The 16,970-nt window shown below is 69.8% G+C and carries 21 protein-coding genes; 12 read left to right on the top strand and 9 right to left on the bottom strand.

Annotation, left to right across the window (positions count from 1 at the left end):
• Positions 1-76 precede the first annotated feature (76 nt).
• The 4 genes from otnC to A2G96_RS10890 are packed head-to-tail and all read right to left on the bottom strand — an operon-like array spanning position 77 to position 3,708.
• Positions 77-730, bottom strand: coding sequence for a 3-oxo-tetronate 4-phosphate decarboxylase (gene otnC, locus A2G96_RS10875; protein ID WP_062799192.1), 654 nt, complete (start codon positions 728-730; stop codon positions 77-79).
• Positions 730-2,001, bottom strand: coding sequence for a 3-oxo-tetronate kinase (gene otnK, locus A2G96_RS10880; RefSeq protein WP_062799194.1), 1,272 nt, complete (start codon positions 1,999-2,001; stop codon positions 730-732). Before otnK ends, otnC begins: the two co-directional genes overlap by 1 nt.
• Before the next feature lie 12 nt (positions 2,002-2,013).
• Positions 2,014-2,925, bottom strand: a complete 912-nt coding sequence (gene ltnD / locus A2G96_RS10885) for an L-threonate dehydrogenase (RefSeq protein WP_062799197.1) — start codon at positions 2,923-2,925, stop codon at positions 2,014-2,016.
• Between the two features lie 48 nt (positions 2,926-2,973).
• Complete coding sequence (locus tag A2G96_RS10890; protein ID WP_062802127.1) at positions 2,974-3,708, bottom strand: FadR/GntR family transcriptional regulator; 735 nt, start codon at positions 3,706-3,708, stop codon at positions 2,974-2,976.
• 195 nt (positions 3,709-3,903) lie between these two features.
• Here A2G96_RS10890 and A2G96_RS10895 point away from each other — a divergent pair, with 195 nt between their 5' ends.
• On the top strand, positions 3,904-4,332 hold the full coding sequence (locus A2G96_RS10895) for a GNAT family N-acetyltransferase (protein ID WP_062799200.1): 429 nt from the start codon (positions 3,904-3,906) through the stop codon (positions 4,330-4,332).
• A 16-nt stretch (positions 4,333-4,348) separates the two neighbouring features.
• On the opposite strand, the gene A2G96_RS10900 is transcribed toward A2G96_RS10895, so the two are convergent.
• The 3 genes from A2G96_RS10900 to ygfZ all read right to left on the bottom strand — a co-directional run bounded on the left by A2G96_RS10900 (position 4,349) and on the right by ygfZ (position 6,577).
• Positions 4,349-5,176, bottom strand: coding sequence for an NRDE family protein (locus tag A2G96_RS10900; RefSeq protein ID WP_062799202.1), 828 nt, complete (start codon positions 5,174-5,176; stop codon positions 4,349-4,351).
• 77 nt (positions 5,177-5,253) lie between these two features.
• A complete protein-coding gene (locus A2G96_RS10905) occupies positions 5,254-5,544 on the bottom strand; it encodes a DUF4936 family protein (RefSeq protein WP_062799204.1) in 291 nt (96 codons plus the stop codon).
• Positions 5,545-5,560: 16 nt separating this feature from the next.
• Positions 5,561-6,577 (bottom strand): CAF17-like 4Fe-4S cluster assembly/insertion protein YgfZ, encoded by a 1,017-nt coding sequence (ygfZ, locus tag A2G96_RS10910; RefSeq protein ID WP_062799205.1) that lies wholly within the window; start codon positions 6,575-6,577, stop codon positions 5,561-5,563.
• Positions 6,578-6,794: 217 nt separating this feature from the next.
• Here ygfZ and mltG point away from each other — a divergent pair, with 217 nt between their 5' ends.
• From mltG to A2G96_RS10950, 8 genes are all read left to right on the top strand, one after another.
• Positions 6,795-7,790 (top strand): endolytic transglycosylase MltG, encoded by a 996-nt coding sequence (mltG, locus tag A2G96_RS10915; protein WP_062802128.1) that lies wholly within the window; start codon positions 6,795-6,797, stop codon positions 7,788-7,790.
• Between the two features lie 7 nt (positions 7,791-7,797).
• Positions 7,798-8,409, top strand: a complete 612-nt coding sequence (gene tmk / locus A2G96_RS10920; RefSeq protein WP_062799208.1) for a dTMP kinase — start codon at positions 7,798-7,800, stop codon at positions 8,407-8,409.
• Positions 8,410-8,484: 75 nt separating this feature from the next.
• Positions 8,485-9,492: a DNA polymerase III subunit delta' gene (locus tag A2G96_RS10925; protein ID WP_062799211.1), complete on the top strand. Its 1,008-nt coding sequence runs from the start codon at positions 8,485-8,487 to the stop codon at positions 9,490-9,492.
• 74 nt (positions 9,493-9,566) lie between these two features.
• Entirely contained in the window at positions 9,567-9,980 is a 414-nt protein-coding gene (locus tag A2G96_RS10930; RefSeq protein ID WP_062799213.1) for a PilZ domain-containing protein, read from the top strand.
• 37 nt (positions 9,981-10,017) lie between these two features.
• On the top strand, positions 10,018-10,524 hold the full coding sequence (locus A2G96_RS10935; RefSeq protein WP_062799215.1) for a GNAT family N-acetyltransferase: 507 nt from the start codon (positions 10,018-10,020) through the stop codon (positions 10,522-10,524).
• Between the two features lie 44 nt (positions 10,525-10,568).
• Complete coding sequence (locus A2G96_RS10940; protein WP_062799218.1) at positions 10,569-11,363, top strand: TatD family hydrolase; 795 nt, start codon at positions 10,569-10,571, stop codon at positions 11,361-11,363.
• Positions 11,356-12,102, top strand: coding sequence for an ankyrin repeat domain-containing protein (locus A2G96_RS10945; protein WP_062799220.1), 747 nt, complete (start codon positions 11,356-11,358; stop codon positions 12,100-12,102). Before A2G96_RS10940 ends, A2G96_RS10945 begins: the two co-directional genes overlap by 8 nt.
• Before the next feature lie 15 nt (positions 12,103-12,117).
• Entirely contained in the window at positions 12,118-12,519 is a 402-nt protein-coding gene (locus tag A2G96_RS10950) for a YkvA family protein (protein WP_062799223.1), read from the top strand.
• Here A2G96_RS10950 and egtB read toward each other — a convergent pair.
• Entirely contained in the window at positions 12,516-13,805 is a 1,290-nt protein-coding gene (gene egtB, locus A2G96_RS10955; protein ID WP_062799225.1) for an ergothioneine biosynthesis protein EgtB, read from the bottom strand. The two genes, A2G96_RS10950 and egtB, sit on opposite strands and share 4 nt — an antisense overlap.
• Before the next feature lie 183 nt (positions 13,806-13,988).
• Complete coding sequence (locus A2G96_RS10960) at positions 13,989-14,609, bottom strand: FMN-dependent NADH-azoreductase (RefSeq protein ID WP_062799228.1); 621 nt, start codon at positions 14,607-14,609, stop codon at positions 13,989-13,991.
• A 184-nt stretch (positions 14,610-14,793) separates the two neighbouring features.
• Here A2G96_RS10960 and A2G96_RS10965 point away from each other — a divergent pair, with 184 nt between their 5' ends.
• From A2G96_RS10965 to A2G96_RS10975, 3 genes are all read left to right on the top strand, one after another.
• The gene (locus tag A2G96_RS10965) at positions 14,794-15,741 is read left to right on the top strand and encodes a LysR family transcriptional regulator (protein ID WP_062799230.1); all 948 of its coding nucleotides are present in this window, start codon (positions 14,794-14,796) and stop codon (positions 15,739-15,741) included.
• 145 nt (positions 15,742-15,886) lie between these two features.
• Complete coding sequence (locus A2G96_RS10970; protein WP_062799231.1) at positions 15,887-16,306, top strand: DoxX family protein; 420 nt, start codon at positions 15,887-15,889, stop codon at positions 16,304-16,306.
• A gap of 92 nt (positions 16,307-16,398) precedes the next feature.
• Positions 16,399-16,956 (top strand): DUF4136 domain-containing protein, encoded by a 558-nt coding sequence (locus A2G96_RS10975; RefSeq protein ID WP_062802129.1) that lies wholly within the window; start codon positions 16,399-16,401, stop codon positions 16,954-16,956.
• The last annotated feature ends 14 nt before the right edge of the window (positions 16,957-16,970 follow it).

A 16,970-nucleotide genomic window follows, 5' to 3' on the forward strand; every position in this document is an offset into this window, starting at 1 on the left:
CGCGTCCCCCGCGCGGTGGCCGGGGCCGCCGCGCCAGGATCAGGCCGGGGTGGTCAGGGAAGCAGCGGGGCTGGTGCTACCAGCGCGCCTGGAAGGTGTCGCGCAGCTCAGCCAGGGCGCTGTCGGGCAGCGCCGCGCGGGCGGCAAAGCCGGGTACGTCTTTCATGGTCATCCATAGCTTGGCGGTCTCCTCCAGTTCTTCCAGCGCGAACGCGGCGCGCGATACGCTGGACTCCCACACCACCGGCCCCAGGCGCTCCAGCAGCACGCCGCGCACCTGCGCGGCCAGCGTGGCCACGCGCGCGGCTACCGCGGGATCGCCGGGGCGATGGTAGGGAATCAGCGGGACATGGCCGACCTTCATCACGTAGTACGGCGTGAGCGGCGGCAGTACGTCGTCCGGTTGCCAGACACCGGCCAGCGTCAGGGCCACGAGGTGCGTCGAGTGCGTATGCACCACGGCGTGCGCCCCGGGGTTGTTGTCATAGATGGCACGATGCAGCGTCAGCGTCTTCGACGGCTTGTCGCCCGAGACCCAGCTGCCGTCGCTGGCGACCTTGGCGACCGCCGCGGGATCCATCATGCCCAGGCACGCATCGGTCGGCGTGATCAGCCAGCCGTCGTCGAGCCGCGCGCTGATATTGCCGGCCGAGCCGACGGTGTAGCCGCGCTGGTACAGGCTGGCGCCGATGCGGCAGATCTCTTCGCGCAGCTTGCTTTCGGTGCTCATTACTCGCCTCCCAGCTGGCGCAGCGCTTCGTCAAAGAAGTCCGGGCCGCCGAAATTGCCCGACTTGAGCGCGAGCGCCAGCGGCGTGGCATCCAGCGTGACCGTGGCCGGCACGCCCGGCGCGATCTGCGCGCCGATCCGCAGCGCGCGCACGCCCAGCGCCTGCACCACCGCGCCCGAGGTCTCGCCGCCCGCCACCACGAAGCGGCGCGTGCCGCGTACCTTCAGACCGGCGGCGACCGTGGCCAGGCATTGCTCGACCAGGTGGCCGGCGCGCGCCACGCCCAGCTCGGCCTGCACCGCCTTGACTTCGTCTGGGCTGGAAGTCGCATAAACCAGCACGGGCTGGTCATGCGCGGCGGCAAAGGCGAGCGCCGCGTCGGCCACGGCCTCGCCGCGCGCCAGCGCGAGCGGGTCGATGCGCAGCGCCGGACGGCCTTGCTCGAGCCAGCGTGCCACCTGGCCGTTGGTCGCGCGCGAGGCGCTGCCGGCCAGCACCACGCCGGGGCCGTCGACGGCCGGCACCGCGTCGGCGTCGGCGCGCTGCGGCAGCAGGCCGGCGCGGCGGAAATTCTCCGGCAGGCCCAGCGCGATGCCGGAGCCGCCGGTGATCAGCGGCAGCCCGGCGCACGCCTCGCCCAGTGTAAGCAGGTCCGCGTCGGACACCGCATCGGCAATCGCCATGCGCACGCCGTCGCCGCGCAGCGCGGCGATGCGCTCGGCGGTCGCCTGCGCGCCGCTCGCGACCGCGTCATGGCGCAGCAGCCCGACCTTGTGCTTGCTCTGGCGCTGCAGCACGCGCACCAGGTTGGCATCGGTCATCGGCGTCAGCGGATGGTGTTCCATGCCCGATTGGTTCAGCAGCGCATCGCCGACGAACAGGTGGCCGCGGAAGATGGTGCGGCCGTTCTCGGGGAAGGCCGGGCAGGCGATGGTGAAGTCGCTGTCCAGCGCCGCCAGCAGGGCCTCGGCCACCGGGCCGATATTGCCGGCGTCGGTCGAATCGAAGGTCGAGCAGTACTTGAAGACGAACTGGCGGCAGCCCTGCGCGCGCAGCCATTGCAGCGCGGCCAGCGACTCGGCCACGGCCTGGGCCGCGGGCACGGTGCGCGACTTGAGCGCGACCACCACGGCGTCGGCGCTGCCGATATCGGCCATGGATGCGGGCACGCCGATGGTCTGCACGGTGCGCATGCCGTTGCGCACCAGCGTGTTGGCGAGGTCGGTGGCGCCGGTGAAGTCGTCGGCGATGCAGCCAAGGAGGGCGGTCATGGTCGCGGCTCCTTACTCTGCCTGGCCGGCCTGCCCGGGCAGCTCGATGCCCGGGAAGATCTTGATCACGGCGGAATCGTCCTCGCCGCCGTGGCCGGCGGTCGACGCCATCATGAACATCTGGTGCGCCGCGGCCGACAGCGGCAACGGGAATTTGCTGGTGCGCGCGGTGTCGAGCACCATGCCCAGGTCCTTGACGAAGATGTCGACCGCGGACAGCGGCGTGTAGTCGCCCTTCAGGATATGCGGCACGCGGTTCTCGAACATCCACGAGTTGCCGGCGCTGTGGGTGATCACGTCATAGAGCGCGTCCGGGTCCACCCCTTCGCGCAGGCCCAGCGCCATCGCTTCGGCGGCGGCGGCGATATGCACGCCGGCCAGCAGCTGGTTGATGATCTTGACCCTGGAGCCGGCACCATGCGCGGCACCCAGGCGGTAGACCTTGCCGGCGATGGCGGCCAGCACGTCCTCGGCCAGCGCATAGGCTTCGGCGGGGCCGGAGGTCATCATGGTCATCTCGCCACTGGCGGCGCGCGCGGCGCCGCCCGAGACCGGCGCGTCGAGCATCAGCAGGCCTTTTTCGGCGAGGCGCTGTCCCAGGGTCTCGGCAAAGCCCGGCGGCACCGTGGCGCTGGCAATCACCAGCTTGCCCGGCTGCATCGCAGACACAGCACCGGCGGCACCGTCGGCGCCGAACAGCACGGCCTCGGTCTGCTGCGCGTTGACCACCAGCGTCAGCACCACGTCGCAGCGGCTGCCCAGCTCGGCGGGCGAGGCGCACGGCACGCCGCCGGCATCGGCAAAGCGCTGCAGCACTTCGGCACGCAGGTCGCAGGCGTGCACGTTGAAACCGGCCCGCAGCAGCGACTGCGCGACACCAAAGCCCATGGCACCAAGGCCGATGACGCCGATATTCCTGGACATAGGGACTCCCTGAAACAGATACGGATGATTCGTTGCTCGCGGCGCGCTTCAGTTGGTGGCGCCATGCTGGTCGCCGCTCTCGTCGGCCCCCAGCTGGGCCAGCCGGTGCGCGGCGTTGTACATGTGGTTCTGCGCGGCGTTGCGCGCGGCCAGCGGGTCGCCGGCGCGGATCGCGGCGACGATGGCCTGGTGTTCCTCGCGCACCTGGCGCGAAAAGTCCGCGCGCCGCGCCTCGTTGGTTCGGGTCACGCGGGTGGCGGCTTCGAGGTACTGGCTCAGGAACTCGAGCGTCTTGAGGAAATAGGGGTTGCCGGTGGCCTCGGCGATGGCGCGGTGGAAGCCCACGTCCTCGGCGACGCCGTCGCCGCCCTGCGCCACCACCTCGTCGAGGCGGGCCAGCGCGGCGTCGATCGCCGCCATCGAGGCATCGGTGCGGCGCCGGGCCGCCTGCGCGGCGACTTCGGCCTCGATCGCGCGGCGCAGTTCGACGATCTGCAGCACCGCTTCGAGCGTGCCGGTGTCGGTGTAGTCGATGCGCAGCGGGCGGATGCCGGCCTGCAGCGTCACGAACACGCCGCTGCCCTGGCGCGACTCGACCACGCCTTCGTACTTCAGCCGGGAGATGGCCTCGCGCACCACGGTGCGGCTGACGCCGAACTCCTCGGACAGTACCGCCTCGGTCGGCAGCTTGTCGCCGCGGGCAAAGGCGCCGCTCTGGATCTTGTCCAGCAACTGTTCGGCAACGTTGTCGGTCAGGGCGCGGGCAGGGACTTTCTGGAACACGGCAGCTTTCCCGGTCATTCGGTAATCAGGTCATCATACAAATTTGCTATACGGCTGCCGACCCCAGGTAAACCCTTATATGGTGCAAACGATCGCGGTAGCGTGCGGACATGGCTCCACATTGGTGCGGCTGCGGTGCGGCGGGGCCTGGCGTATCATTGGCGCCCGCATTTCCACTTGCTTGCCCTTTTCGCCATGCCCGCCACCGTCCTGATCTGCCCCTGGTCCGAAGCCCGCGAACGCGCGCGCGCCATCCGCTACACCGTCTTTGTCGAAGAGCAGGGCGTGCCGGTGGAACTGGAATGGGACGAATGGGACGAGCCCAGCTGGCATGCGCTGGCACTGGCCGACGACGGCACGCCGCTGGCCACCGGCCGGCTGCTGCCCGACGGCCATATCGGCCGCATGGCCGTGCTGAAGCCGGCGCGCGGCAGCGGCGTCGGCGCGCTGGTGCTGGAGGCGCTGATGCGCAAGGCGGAACAGCTGGGTTATCCGGAACTGGTTCTCAACGCGCAGACCCACGCGGCGCCGTTCTATGCGCGCGTGGGCTTCGAGCAGGTGGGGCCGGAATTCGAAGAGGCGGGCATCCCGCACGTGGAGATGCGCAAGCGCTTGCGGGGATAAGGCGCCGGCGCTGCGTTCAGCGCGGCGCCTGCACGATGCCGGTGTCGCGCGACAGGTTCAGCGTGCCGTGGTAGGCCACGTCGCCGATGCGGCCGTCGGCGTCGAAGCTGCGCTCGCTCAGGTCGAAGCGCCCGTCGTGGCGGATGCGCAGGACCGTGCTGGCGCGCGTGCCGTACATCGGCGAGCGGATAAAGGCGGACGACAGCAGCTTTTCCCACTCCGGCGCCACGCCGGTGGCGGGCAGCTCGAAATCCGCGGCCTGGCGTTCGTCGGCCAGCATCTGCAGGTAGGGCTCGGCGCTGGCGCTGGGCTGGCCGCTGTCGGCGGCCAGCACTTCGGCCAGCGCGCCGACGCGGCTGCGCACCTTGGGCCAGGGCGTATCGAGCAGCGCGTTGGACAGCCCGTACAGGCCGGGCCGCAGCCGTTGCGGCTGGCGCGACGCCGAGCGGTTGCTGTACCACCATAGTTCGCGCAGGTCGCTCGCCAGCAGGTTGAAGCCGTTGTAGCAGCCGTCTTCGCCGGCGAGGCCGTCGAGGTAGTCGAACGGCGCCGCGTGGCCGCGCAGGAAGCCCGCCACCAGCTCGCCGCGCGAGCGCGCGTCGGTGCGTTTTTCGGAGGGGGCGCGGTAGTTGGTCAGCGCGGCGAAACGGCCGTCGGCGTTGACGCCCATCCAGGTGCCGGGCTCGCCGATGACCTCGGCCAGGTCGCGGCCGGCCAGCACCTGGGGCGCATCCTGCCACCAGTGCGCGGCCGCCGCGGGGCGGGCATAGAATTCATCGCGGTTGCCGGCCACGACCAGGGCATAGTCCGGGTGGGATTGCCAGGCAACCAGGATCAGACACATCGTATGGCTTCCTTTGCCGCGGAGTTGCCGCGCCGGCGGTCTCCGCATACTTCAGTCCATCGGCGTCGACAGCACGCCTACAGCACGTCCAGGTCGATAAAGTGTTCGGCGCGCCGCTCGCCTTCCACCCAATGGTCCAGCCCGCTCTGCCGCCACAGCCCTTCCAGCGTGGCATCGAACGCGGGCGGCACGTCGGCGTAGCACTCCATCCAGGTCTGCACGCCGGCGCGGGTTTCCGGCCTGCGCATCAGCGTACCACCAATTCCGGTGGCTTCGGCGACCGTTTCCATCCAGCGGTGCCAGTGCGGCAGCGCCTCGGCGGCGACGGCCTCCGGCACGCGGAAATAGACGTAGAGGTGATCGCTCATGGCGGGGCCTGTGCAATCAGCCGGCGGCCTGCGCGGCCTCGCCCAGCGGCACCGCGTAGGGCAGGCTGGCGGTGGTCACCGCAGCGCCCTCGGCGCTGCCCAGCCGCAGCGCGCTGCCGGCGGCATCGATCTTCAGCTCGGCCAGCCCGGCCCAGCCGCCATCGGGCGCGGGCGCGGCGTTGACGATCATGCCGCAGGGCTGGCCCGGGTCTTCCGGGCGATAGATCTCGGCCGCGGGCGCCGGCACCTCGCCTTCGCCCCGCACCAGCCACATGCGGCGCTTGAGCGTGCCGCGGTACTGGCTGCGCGCCACCACTTCCTGGCCCGGATAGCAGCCCTTGCGGAAATTGACGCCGCCGACCAGCTCGAAATTGATCATCTGCGGCACGAACTGCTCCTGCGTTGCCGCGACGATGCGGGGTAGGCCCGACTGCACTTCGAGCCAGTCCCACAACGCCGGCGCGGCGCCGGTCAGCGTCGCGGACAGCGCCGCGCGCACCGCGTCGGCGCGCTCGGCCGGCAGCAGCAGCTGCCAGCGCGGCTGGCCGGCGCTGTCCGGCAGGCGGATCACGGTGGCGCCGTCGGCCGTGGCCACGGCGAAGGCGGCCTCCGGCGCGGGCAGCCCGGCCGCGGCCAGCGCCCCGGCGGCGCCGGCGCCGGCCACGCCCAGGATGGCGTGAGTGGGGGTGATATCGGACAGTTTGGCCTTGGCGCGCAGCACGAACATCGACAGCCGCTTCTGCACCGTGGCCTGGATCTCCGCCGACAGCTGCAACACGATGCCGTCGGCGTCGCGCCACATCAGGAAGGTCGCCAGCAGCCGGCCCTTGGGCGAGCAGTAGCCGGCCAGGCGCGCGGTGCCCGGCGCCAGGTCTTCGACCGCATTGGTCAGCTGGGTATGCAGAAAGCTGGCGGCATCGTCGCCCGCCACGCGGACGAGGCCGAGCCCGGCCGGGGTGCAGACCACGCCGCCGGCCTGCAGCGCGTCAAGGTTGGCGGCGAGTTGCTGGGCTTGGGAATTCAATGCTGGCATTGCGAGGCAATCGTCGAGGCAATTCGGGAAGGGAAGGAAACGGGCCACCGACGGTGCGGGGTGCCGGACGCGCGGGAGGCGCCGGCGCCACGGCTTACGGTCGGTGCCGGGCTGCCGGTTATTATATGGGGCTACGAGATTTTCGGCCGGCGCCAGTGGTCCGCCGCGGTGCGCGCTTGCGCCGATGGCGCCGATGGCCGGCCCCTACAACCGATACATGAAACGTTTACTCCTCAGCCTTGGGCTTGCCGTGCTGGTGTTCGCGCTGGCGGCCGTGGGCGGCTTTGCGTGGTGGGCCAATCACCCGGTGTCGCTGGGCAAGTCGCCGGTAGAAGTGGTGATCAAGCCCAATTCCGGTGTGGCCAGCGTCGGCCGGCAGATCCAGCGCGGCGGCGTGGGCATGGACCCGCGGCTGTTCGTGCTGCTGGCGCGCCTGACCGGCCACGGCGCCGACCTGAAGGCCGGCGGCTATGAGTTCGAAACCGGCGCCACGCCGCTGTCGATCATTGGCAAGCTCTCGCGCGGCGAGGTCACGCACTACGTGGTCACGGTGATCGAGGGCTGGGAATTCCGCAAGATGCGCGCCGCGGTCGATGCCAGCCCGGCGCTGCGCCACGACACCCGCGGCATGACCGACGCGGAACTGATGAAGGCCATCGGCGCGCCCGAGACCTCGCCCGAGGGGCTGTTCTTTCCCGACACCTACCTGTTCGCGCGCGGCAGCAGCGACATCGAGCTGTACAAGCACGCCTACCGCGCCATGCAGCGCCGCCTGAACGAGGCCTGGAACGCGCGCTCGCCCGACCTGCCGTACAAGACCCCGTACGAGGCGCTGGTGATGGCGTCGATCGTCGAGAAGGAAACCGGCCAGGCCGCCGAGCGCCCGATGATCGCCGCGGTGTTCATCAACCGGCTGCGCAAGAACATGCTGCTGCAGACCGACCCGACCGTGATCTACGGCCTCGGTGACGCCTTCGACGGCGACCTGCGCAAGCGCGACCTGCAGGCCGACACCCCGTACAATACCTACACCCGCACCGGCCTGCCGCCCACGCCGATCGCGCTGCCGGGGCTGGCCTCGCTGGCCGCGGCGACCACGCCGGCGCCGTCCGACGCGCTGTACTTCGTCGCCCGCGGCGACGGCAGCAGCCATTTCTCCAACTCGCTACCCGAACACAACCGCGCGGTCGACAAGTACCAGCGCGGCAAATAGGCATTCCATGCGCGGAAAATTCATTACCTTCGAGGGCATCGACGGCGCCGGCAAGAGCACCCATATCGACTGGGTCGCCGACCGGCTGCGCGCCCGCGCCGACATCGCCGGTGTTGTCACCACGCGCGAGCCCGGCGGCACGTCGCTGGGCGAAGACCTGCGCCAGATCCTGCTGCACCGCAAGATGCACCTGGAGACCGAGGCGCTGCTGATGTTCGCGGCCCGGCGCGAGCATATCGCCGAAGTCATCGCCCCGGCGCTGGAGCGCGGCAAGTGGGTCATTTCCGACCGTTTCACCGACGCCACCTTTGCCTACCAGGGCGGCGGCCGCGGCCTGGCCACGGACCGGCTGGAAGTGCTGGAAGGCTGGGTCCAGTGCGGCCTGCAGCCGGACCTGACGCTGCTGTTCGATGTGCCGCTGGAAACCGCCAGCGCGCGCCTGGCCGCGGCGCGCACGCCGGACAAGTTCGAGGCCGAATCGCGCGCCTTCTTCCAGCGCACCCGCGACGAATACCTGCGCCGCGCGGCGCAGTCGCCGCAGCGCTTCCGCGTCATCGACGCCACGCGCAGCATTGCCGATATTCGCGACGAACTTGAGAAGATCCTCGCAACTATCTGATTTGCCTGGCTTTTCCTTCGGTGCGATCGATATTCAGGCAGTACACGAACTTAGCTCGCTAACCTACTGATTCACATGCTATATCCCTGGCAGAACGAAGACTGGCAACGGCTGGGCGCGCTGCGCGAGCGGCTGCCGCATGCCTTGCTGATCCACGGCCAGCAAGGCATCGGCAAGCGCGACCTGGCGCTGCATTTCGCCCAGGGGCTGCTGTGCGAGGCGCCGCTGGCGGACGGGCAGCCGTGCGGGCAGTGCGCCGCCTGCCACTGGTTCAGCCAGGGCAACCACCCGGACTTCACCGTGGTGCGGCCCGAGGCCCTCGACGCCTCGGCCGAGGCCGAAACCGACGAGGGCGGCAAGAAGAAGGCGCCCAGCAAGATCATCCGCATGGAGCAGGTGCGCGCGCTGATCGAGGCGGTCGGCGTGGGCACGCACCGCGCTGGCCTGCGCGTGGTGGTGGTCTATCCGCTCGACGCGCTGCAGGCCGAGGGCGCCAACGCCTTGCTGAAGACGCTGGAAGAACCGCCGCCGTCGACCGTGTTCCTGCTGGTGACCGACCGCCTCGACCTCATCCTGCCGACCATCCTGTCGCGCTGCCGCCAGTTCTCGGCCCAGCGCCCGACCCCCGAGGCCGCGCTGGCGTGGTTGCGCGGGCAGGGCGTGGCGGATGCCGAGGCCCAGCTGGCGCTGGCCGGCGGCTCGCCGCTGACCGCGCTGCACGCGGCCGAGGCCGAGGAGCAGCCGCTGCAGCGCTGGCTGGTCGGCCAGCTCGGCGCCGCGGCCGCGTTCGACGCCGCCGCCGCGGCCGAGCAACTGCAGAAGCTGCCGGTGCCCGCCGTGCTTGGCATCTTGCAGCGCTGGACGTACGATCTGCTGGCACTGCGGCTGGATGGCGGTGCCACGCCGCGGTACTTCCCCAGGGAGCGCGCCGTGCTGGCGCGCTGTGCCGGCGCGACCGATGCGCACGGGCTGCAGGCGTTTGCCGCGCGCCTGAACGCGCACCGCCGCAGCGAGAATCATCCGCTGGCGGCGCGGCTGGTGATGGAGGCGGTATTCCTGGAGTACCGGCAGCTGTTCCGCTAGCGCGGCCGGCGGCCGGGCGCAGTGCAAAACAACAAGCCATAACAACAAGCAGCAACGTCATCAGGGGGTCAACCATGAACACGGCAGTCGCCGGCACCGGGCCGGCCGAGGCGGGCTTTGGCAGCGTCACAGCGAGCGGAGGCGGGGCGGCGTCGCGGCCCAACGTGCTGTCGCTGTCGATCAAGGACCAGGCCGGGCTGTACGCGGCCTATATGCCGTTCCTGGCGCGCGGCGGCATCTTCGTGCCGTCGAACCGACCGTTCCGGCTGGGCGAGCAGGTGTTCCTGGTATTGTCGCTGCTGGACCGGCCGCAGAAATACCAGATCGCGGGCCATGTGGCCTGGATCACCCCGGCGGGCACGCCGATGAAGACGCCCGGCGTCGGCGTGCACCTGCCCGACGACGACAACGGGCGCAACCTGCGCCGCGCGGTGGAGGAAATCCTGGGCAAGATGCTGGAGTCCGGGCGCCCCACCCAAACCTTATGAATGTTGCGAGATTTCCATCGCAACCTTTTGATTTTCGATGAATTTTTCGCTACGTATTGCCGAGCCCCGCGACCTGCCGGGCATCGTCGCCATCTACAACAGCACCGTGGCTTCGCGCATGGTTACCGCCGACACCGAGCCGGTCACCGTGGCCTCGCGCCAGGCGTGGTTCGACGCCCACCAGCCCGCGCGCCGTCCGCTGTGGGTGTGCGAGGACGCCGACGGCGGCATGGCCGGCTGGATGAGCTTTTCCGATTTCTACGGGCGCCCGGCCTATGGCGCGACCGCAGAGGTGTCGATCTACCTGGATGCGCAGCGCCGCGGCCAGGGGCTGGGGCGCTATCTGCTGCAGCAGGCCATCGACCACGCGCCCACGGTCGGCGTCAACACGCTGCTCGGTTTTATCTTCGGCCACAACGCGCCCAGCCTGGGCCTGTTCGCGGCGCTGGGCTTCACGCGCTGGGGCGACCTGCCGCGCGTGGCCGTGCTCGACGGCGTCGAGCGCGACCTGATCATCGTCGGCCGCCGCGTGGACGCGGCCTGAACGCGCCCTGAGCGCCGCCTGAACGCCGTACCTGAGATTTCCCCATGTTTGTCGATTCCCACTGCCATATCGATTTCCCCGAACTGGCCGCGCGCCTGCCGGAGCTGCTGGACAATATGCGCGCCAACCAGGTCACGCATGCGCTGTGCATCTCGGTCACGCTGGAAGACTTCCCGCGTGTGCTGGCGCTGGCCGAGCAGCATCCCAACCTGTACGCGTCGGTCGGCGTGCATCCCGATTACGAAGAAGGCGAGGACCCGACGCTGGAGCGGCTGGTGGCGCTGTCGGCGCACCCGCGCGTGGTCGGCACCGGCGAGACCGGGCTGGATTACTACCGGCTCAACGGCCGCAGCATCGCCGAGATGGAATGGCAGCGCGAACGCTTCCGCACCCATATCCGCGCCGCGCGCCAGACCGGCAAGCCGCTGATCATCCATACCCGCTCGTCCGCCGACGACACCCTGCGCCTGATGCGCGAGGAAAACGCGGGCGAGGCCGGCGGCGTGATGCACTGCTTTACCGAGACCTGGGAGGTCGCCCGCCAGGCGCTGGACCAGGGCTTCCATATCTCGTTTTCCGGCATCGTCACCTTCAAGAGCGCGGCGGACCTGCAGGAAACCGCGCGCAAGGTGCCGCTCGAGCGCATGCTGATCGAGACCGATTCCCCCTACCTGGCCCCCGTGCCGTACCGCGGCAAGACCAACGAGCCGGCCTGGGTACGCCATGTGGGCGAGTTCATCGCGCAGCTGCGCGGGGTGCCGGTGGAGCAGGTCGCGGAACAGACGACGGAAAACTTCTTCAATCTATTCAAGCACATTGACAGGAAATCTCATGTTTGACATGAAGTTTGTCCGCCGTGCCGCCGGCGCTGTCGCGCTGGCCGCCGCCACGTTCGCGCAGGCCGCGCCGGCCGACGATATGCGCAAGGCGGTGGAATTCGACGACGCCAACACCGTCAAGAAGCTGCTGGCCAGGGGCGTCGACCCCAATGTGGTCGACAATCGCGGCAACCCGGCGCTGGTGCTGGCGCTGCGCGAGAAGTCGCTGAAGGCCGCCACGGTGCTGATCCGCGCCAAGGACATCGACTTCGACAAGGCCAACCCGGCCGGCGAGACCCCGCTGATGATGGCCGCGCTGCAGGGCCAGCTCGACATGGTCAAGCTGATGGTCGACGACATGGAGGCCGAGATCAACAAGACCGGCTGGGCCCCGCTGCACTATGCCGCCACCAACGGCCACAACGACGTGGTCAAGTACCTGGTCGACCATGCCGCGTATATCGACGCCGAAAGCCCCAACGGCACCACCCCGCTGATGATGGCCGCGCGCGGCGGCCATATCGAAACCGTCAAGCTGCTGCTCGACGAAGGCGCCGACATGCGCCTGAAGAACCAGCAGGGCATGACCGTGATCGACTTTGCCGAGCGCTACAACCAGGCCGAGATCGCCAGCGGCCTGAAGGCGCGCTGGCAGAAGCTGTATCCGCAGACGCCGATCGTGCCGGCGCCGCCGCTGAAGCCGCCGGTCGCCGAGCCCGGCGGCCAGCGCCCCGCGGCGCCGCAGAGCAAGGGCTGGTAAGCACAGCGGGCGGCGATGGCCAGCGCTTCGCGGCTGCGCCAGTGGGCGCGCGGGCTCAAGGGCAGCCTGCTGACGCTGTGGTTCTGCAGCCGCCATCCCGGCACGCCGTGGACGGCGCGGCTGCTGGGCGCGCTGGTGGTGGCCTATGCCTTCAGCCCGATCGACCTGATCCCGGATTTCATCCCGGTGCTGGGCTACCTGGATGACGTGCTGCTGGTGCCGCTGGGCATCTGGCTGACGCTGCGGATGATTCCCGCCACGGTCAGGGACGAATGCCGCGGCCGCGCCGAGGCCTGGCAGGCCACCCATGCGCAACGGCCGCGCAATCGCGCGGCCGCCGTGGTCATCGTGCTGGTGTGGGTGGCGCTGGCCTGGCTGGCGTGGCGCTGGCTGGCGCCATACTGGGCCCGGCCCTAGGCGTCGTCGGCCAGCCGCACGCCGGTGAACTGCCAGCGCTGGTGCGGATAGAAGAAGTTGCGGTAGGTTGCGCGGATATGCGATTCGGGCGTGACGCACGACCCGCCGCGCAGCACCATCTGGCCGCTCATGAACTTGCCGTTGTACTCGCCCACCGCGCCCGCGTTGGGGCGGAAGCCCGGATAGGGCAGGAACGCGCTGGCGGTCCATTCCCAGACGTCGCCGAACATCTGGCGCAGTACGCCGGCGGTGTTCTGCCGGTCCGGCAGCGGCCGCAGCGCGCGCCCCTCGACAAAATTCCCGGTGGCCGGCAGCCGGCTGGCGGCGTGTTCCCATTCGGCCTCGGTCGGCAGCCGGCGCTCGGCCCAGCGCGCGAACGCGTCGGCCTCGTAGAAGCTGACATGGGTCACCGGGCTGTCGGGGTCGACCGGATGCATGCCGCGCAGCGTCATCTGCCACCAGGTGCCTTCGCGCTCTTCCCAGTAGAGCGGCGCCTGGATGCCTTGCTCGCCGACCCAGCGCCAGCCGTCGGACAGCCACAGCCCGGCGCTCTGGTAGCCGCCATCCTCGATGAACTCGAACCATTGCCGGTTGCTGACGGGGTGCGAGCACAGCGTGAACGGGGCCAGGTAGGTCTTGTGGCGCGGCGTTTCGCAATCGAAGGCGAAGGTCTCGCCGCGGTGGCCGATCTCGACCAGCCCGCCGTCGAAGCCGACCCAGTCCGGCGCGGGGCGCGGGTCGGCAACCACGGGGGCGGGCAGTTCCGGGGCAAAGGCGGGGCGCAGCGGGTTCTGCGCGAACAGGTGCAGCACGTCGGTCAGCAGCAGTTCCTGGTGCTGCTGTTCATGCTGCAGGCCAAGCGTGATCAGCGCCGCCTCGTCGTCGGTCTGGGCGCTGCCCAGCAGCGCCAGCATCGCCTCGTCGACGGCCTCGCGGTATGCCAGCACCTCGTCCAGCGACGGGCGCGTCAGCAGCCCGCGCTGCGGCCGCGGATGGCGCGCGCCAACCGCTTCATAGTACGAATTGAAGAGATAGCGGTAGGCCGGGTCCACCGGCTCGTAGTCCGGGATGCGCGCGGCCAGCACGAATTCCTCGAAGAACCACGTGGTGTGCGCCAGGTGCCATTTTGCCGGGCTGGCGTCGTCCATGGACTGCACGGTGGCATCGGCATCGGACAGGTCGGCCACCAGGGTTTCGGTGGCGGCGCGGACATGCCGGTACTGCGACAGCAGGGCGGGTTCGTGCGGCGGATGGAGGGCGGCTCCTGGCAACAGGGCTGAAGTCATGCGGGCTCCCGGGTTGGATCGGTCGATGACTGCAGGCGGTGCGCCGCCGCGGCCAGGGCCGGCGGCCGCGCGCCGCCCATGGCACGCGGGGCGCCGTAGCGCCCCGAACCATCATAGACCCGATCCGGTCCCGGGGCGAGCCGGCGCCGTCCTACAGCGCCGGGCCCGCGGCCCCGGTCGGCTTCAGGCCGCCAGCCGGCTGGCGTCGTTCAGCGCCGCGATCTCGGTGCGGGCGCTGGCCAGGCCGGCTTCGCGGAACTCCGGACCCATCGCCAGGCCGTGGGCGCGCACGTAGGTGATGTCGGTGATGCCCAGGAAGCGGAACACGATGTCGACGGTCTTTTCGTGCAGGTCCAGCTCGCTGGCATCCTGGCGCACGCCGCCGCGCGACGACACCACGATCACGCGCTTGCCGCCGGCCAGGCCCACCGGGCCGTTCTCGGTGTACTTGAAGGTGCGGCCGGCCTGCGCGATGCGGTCGATCCAGGCCTTGAGCTGGCTGGGGATGCTGAAGTTGTACTGCGGCACGCCCACCACCAGCACGTCGGCGGCCAGGAACTCGGCCAGCCACTGCTCGGTGCGCTCCAGCTCCGCCTGCTGCACGGCGTTCAGGCCGTCCTTCGGGCCACCCAGCACCGGCAGCAGGTTGCCGGACAGGTGCGCCGGGGCGTCTTGGTCGAGGTCGCGCACGGTCACGGTGGCGGCGGGGTTGGCGGCGACCAGGTCGGCCACCACGCTGGCGGTCAGGCCGCGGGATACGGAGTTGTCGCCGAGGACGCTGGAATCGATCTGCAGGATGTTCATGTCTTTCTCCACAAGGATGCGGTTGCGATGGAGGAAAGATAGCGGCTGGGCATTGGTATCGGTAGTGAGGCAAAATGCAAAGGATTGTTCTACCGATGCAACACCATGCCGGGCGCCATTCCCTGCACATTCCCGCATATCGCCGCGGGATGGCGGGGCCGTCCGCGTGACTCCGGAGCCACCCATGCAAGACCTCAACGACCTGTCGCTGTTCGCCCAGGTGGTCGAACACGGCAGTTTTTCCGCGGCCAGCCGCGCCACCGGCGTGCCCAAGTCGCGCCTGAGCCGGCGGATCGCCCAGCTCGAGCGCGACCTGGGCGTGCAGCTGCTGCGCCGGACCACGCGCCAGGTGCGCGTGACCCCGCTGGGGGAATCCTTCTACGAACGCTGCCGCGCCATGCTCAACGAGGCCGAGGCCGCGCGCGAGGTCATCGAGCAGGCGCGCGAGCAGCCGGGAGGCACGCTGCGGGTCAGCTGCCCGATCGCCATCGCGCAGATCCTGCTGGCGCCGGCGATCGGCCACTTCATGCGCGCCAATCCGGCGGTGCGGATCGAACTGGAAACCACCAACCGGCGCGTCGACGTCATCGGCGAGGGCTTCGACCTCGCGCTGCGGGTGCGCGAGGTGATGGAAGACTCCAGCCTGGCGGTGCGCACCTTTGGCGAAAGCGAGCTGATGCTGGTGGCCAGCCCGGCGCTGCTGGACAGCATCGGCCGGCCGCGCACGCCGCAGGCGCTCGACGGCATGCCGGGCGTGGGCCAGCAGCCGCACGACGGCAAGCACGCCTGGACCTTGCGCTGCAAGACCGGGGATTCGATCCAGATCGCCTACGATCCGCGCCTGGTCACCGACGAGTTCGCGTTGCTGCGCGAGGCCGCCATCGCGGGGGTCGGCGTGGCCATGTTGCCGCGCATGTTCTGCCGCGAGGCGCTGGAGAATGGCGAGCTGGAACTGGTGCTGCCGCAGTACGACATGCCGGTCGGCACGCTGCACGCGGTGTTCCCGTCGCGCAAGGGCGTGACGCCGGCCACCCGGCGCTTCCTCGACTTCCTGGGCGAGGTGTTGCCCGAGTGCGCGCACAAGGTCGGCATGCAGCAGCCGCGCACGCCGGCGATGCACCGCGTGGTGTAGCGCTGGTGCGTCGCGCATTTGCGTCGCGCATTTGCGGCTTTACGGACACGCCGGCTCGCACTAAGGTACAGGGGCGAACCGTGCGCGTGAGGGCTAAGGCGCATGGCTCGATCACCTCTCACAGACAACGGCAAGGAGAATGGCCATGGGTGGCTCTCAGGGTTCCCAGGACTTGGGCAAGGCGCTGCTGCGCATCGTGCTTGGCGTGTTGATCCTGATGCATGGCATCGCCAAGGTCACGGGCGCGTCCGGCATCGGTTTCGTGTCGAAGGTGGTCGCCGACGCCGGCTTGCCGGCCTGGGTTGCCTACGGCGTCTACCTGGGCGAGATCGTCGCGCCGATCCTGCTGATCATCGGGCTGTGGAGCCGGCTGGCGGCGCTGGTGGTGGCGCTCAACATGCTGTTTGCCATCGGGCTGGTGCACACCAAGGAGCTTGGCATGCTGTCCAATACCGGCGGCTGGGCGCTGGAGCTGCAGGGCATGTTCCTGGCCGCGGCGCTGGCGGTGGCGCTGCTGGGGGCGGGCCGGCTCAGCGTGGGCGGGCTCAACGGCAAGCTCAACTAGCGCGACCCGCAACCCCGCGCGCCGCCGTCAATCTCTGGAGATGTATCGTGAATGCGTTCCGGCAATTTTTCCCGGCTGGAGTCCGGGTATCGATCCGGGGAACGATCCCCGCGGCGGTCGCGGCGCTGCTGCTGTCGGGCTGCGCCAGCGTGCCCGACATCAAGACCGACTACAACCCCGCCACCGACTTCAGTGCCTACCGCACCTTCGGCTTTGTCGAGCGTCCCGGCACCGACCGCGCGGGCTATGAAAGCCTGACCACCCAGTACTTCAAGACCGCGGTCCAGCGCGAGCTGGGCGCGCGCGGCTACCGCTACGCGGCGCAGTCGCCGGACCTGCTGGTCAACTTCAATGCCAGGCTGCAGGAAAAGGTCGACGTCAGCCCGGCACCCGCGCCGATGATGGGCTACTACGGCTATCGCGGCGGGCTGTATGCGCCGTGGCCGGGCTACGGCTTCTATAACGACGTCTACCGCTACACCGAGGGCACCGTGAACATCGACCTGGTCGACCGGCGCCAGATGAAGCTGGTGTGGGAAGGCGTGGCGGTCGGCAGCGTCGACACCAGCGACAAGGCCAGCGCCCAGCAGCGCATCGACAAGACCGTGGCGCAGATCTTCGCCAAGTACCCGTTCCGGGCCGCGCAGTAAGGCAGGCGCCGCCG

Source organism: Cupriavidus nantongensis (assembly GCF_001598055.1).
Taxonomy (GTDB): Bacteria; Pseudomonadota; Gammaproteobacteria; order Burkholderiales; family Burkholderiaceae; genus Cupriavidus; species Cupriavidus nantongensis.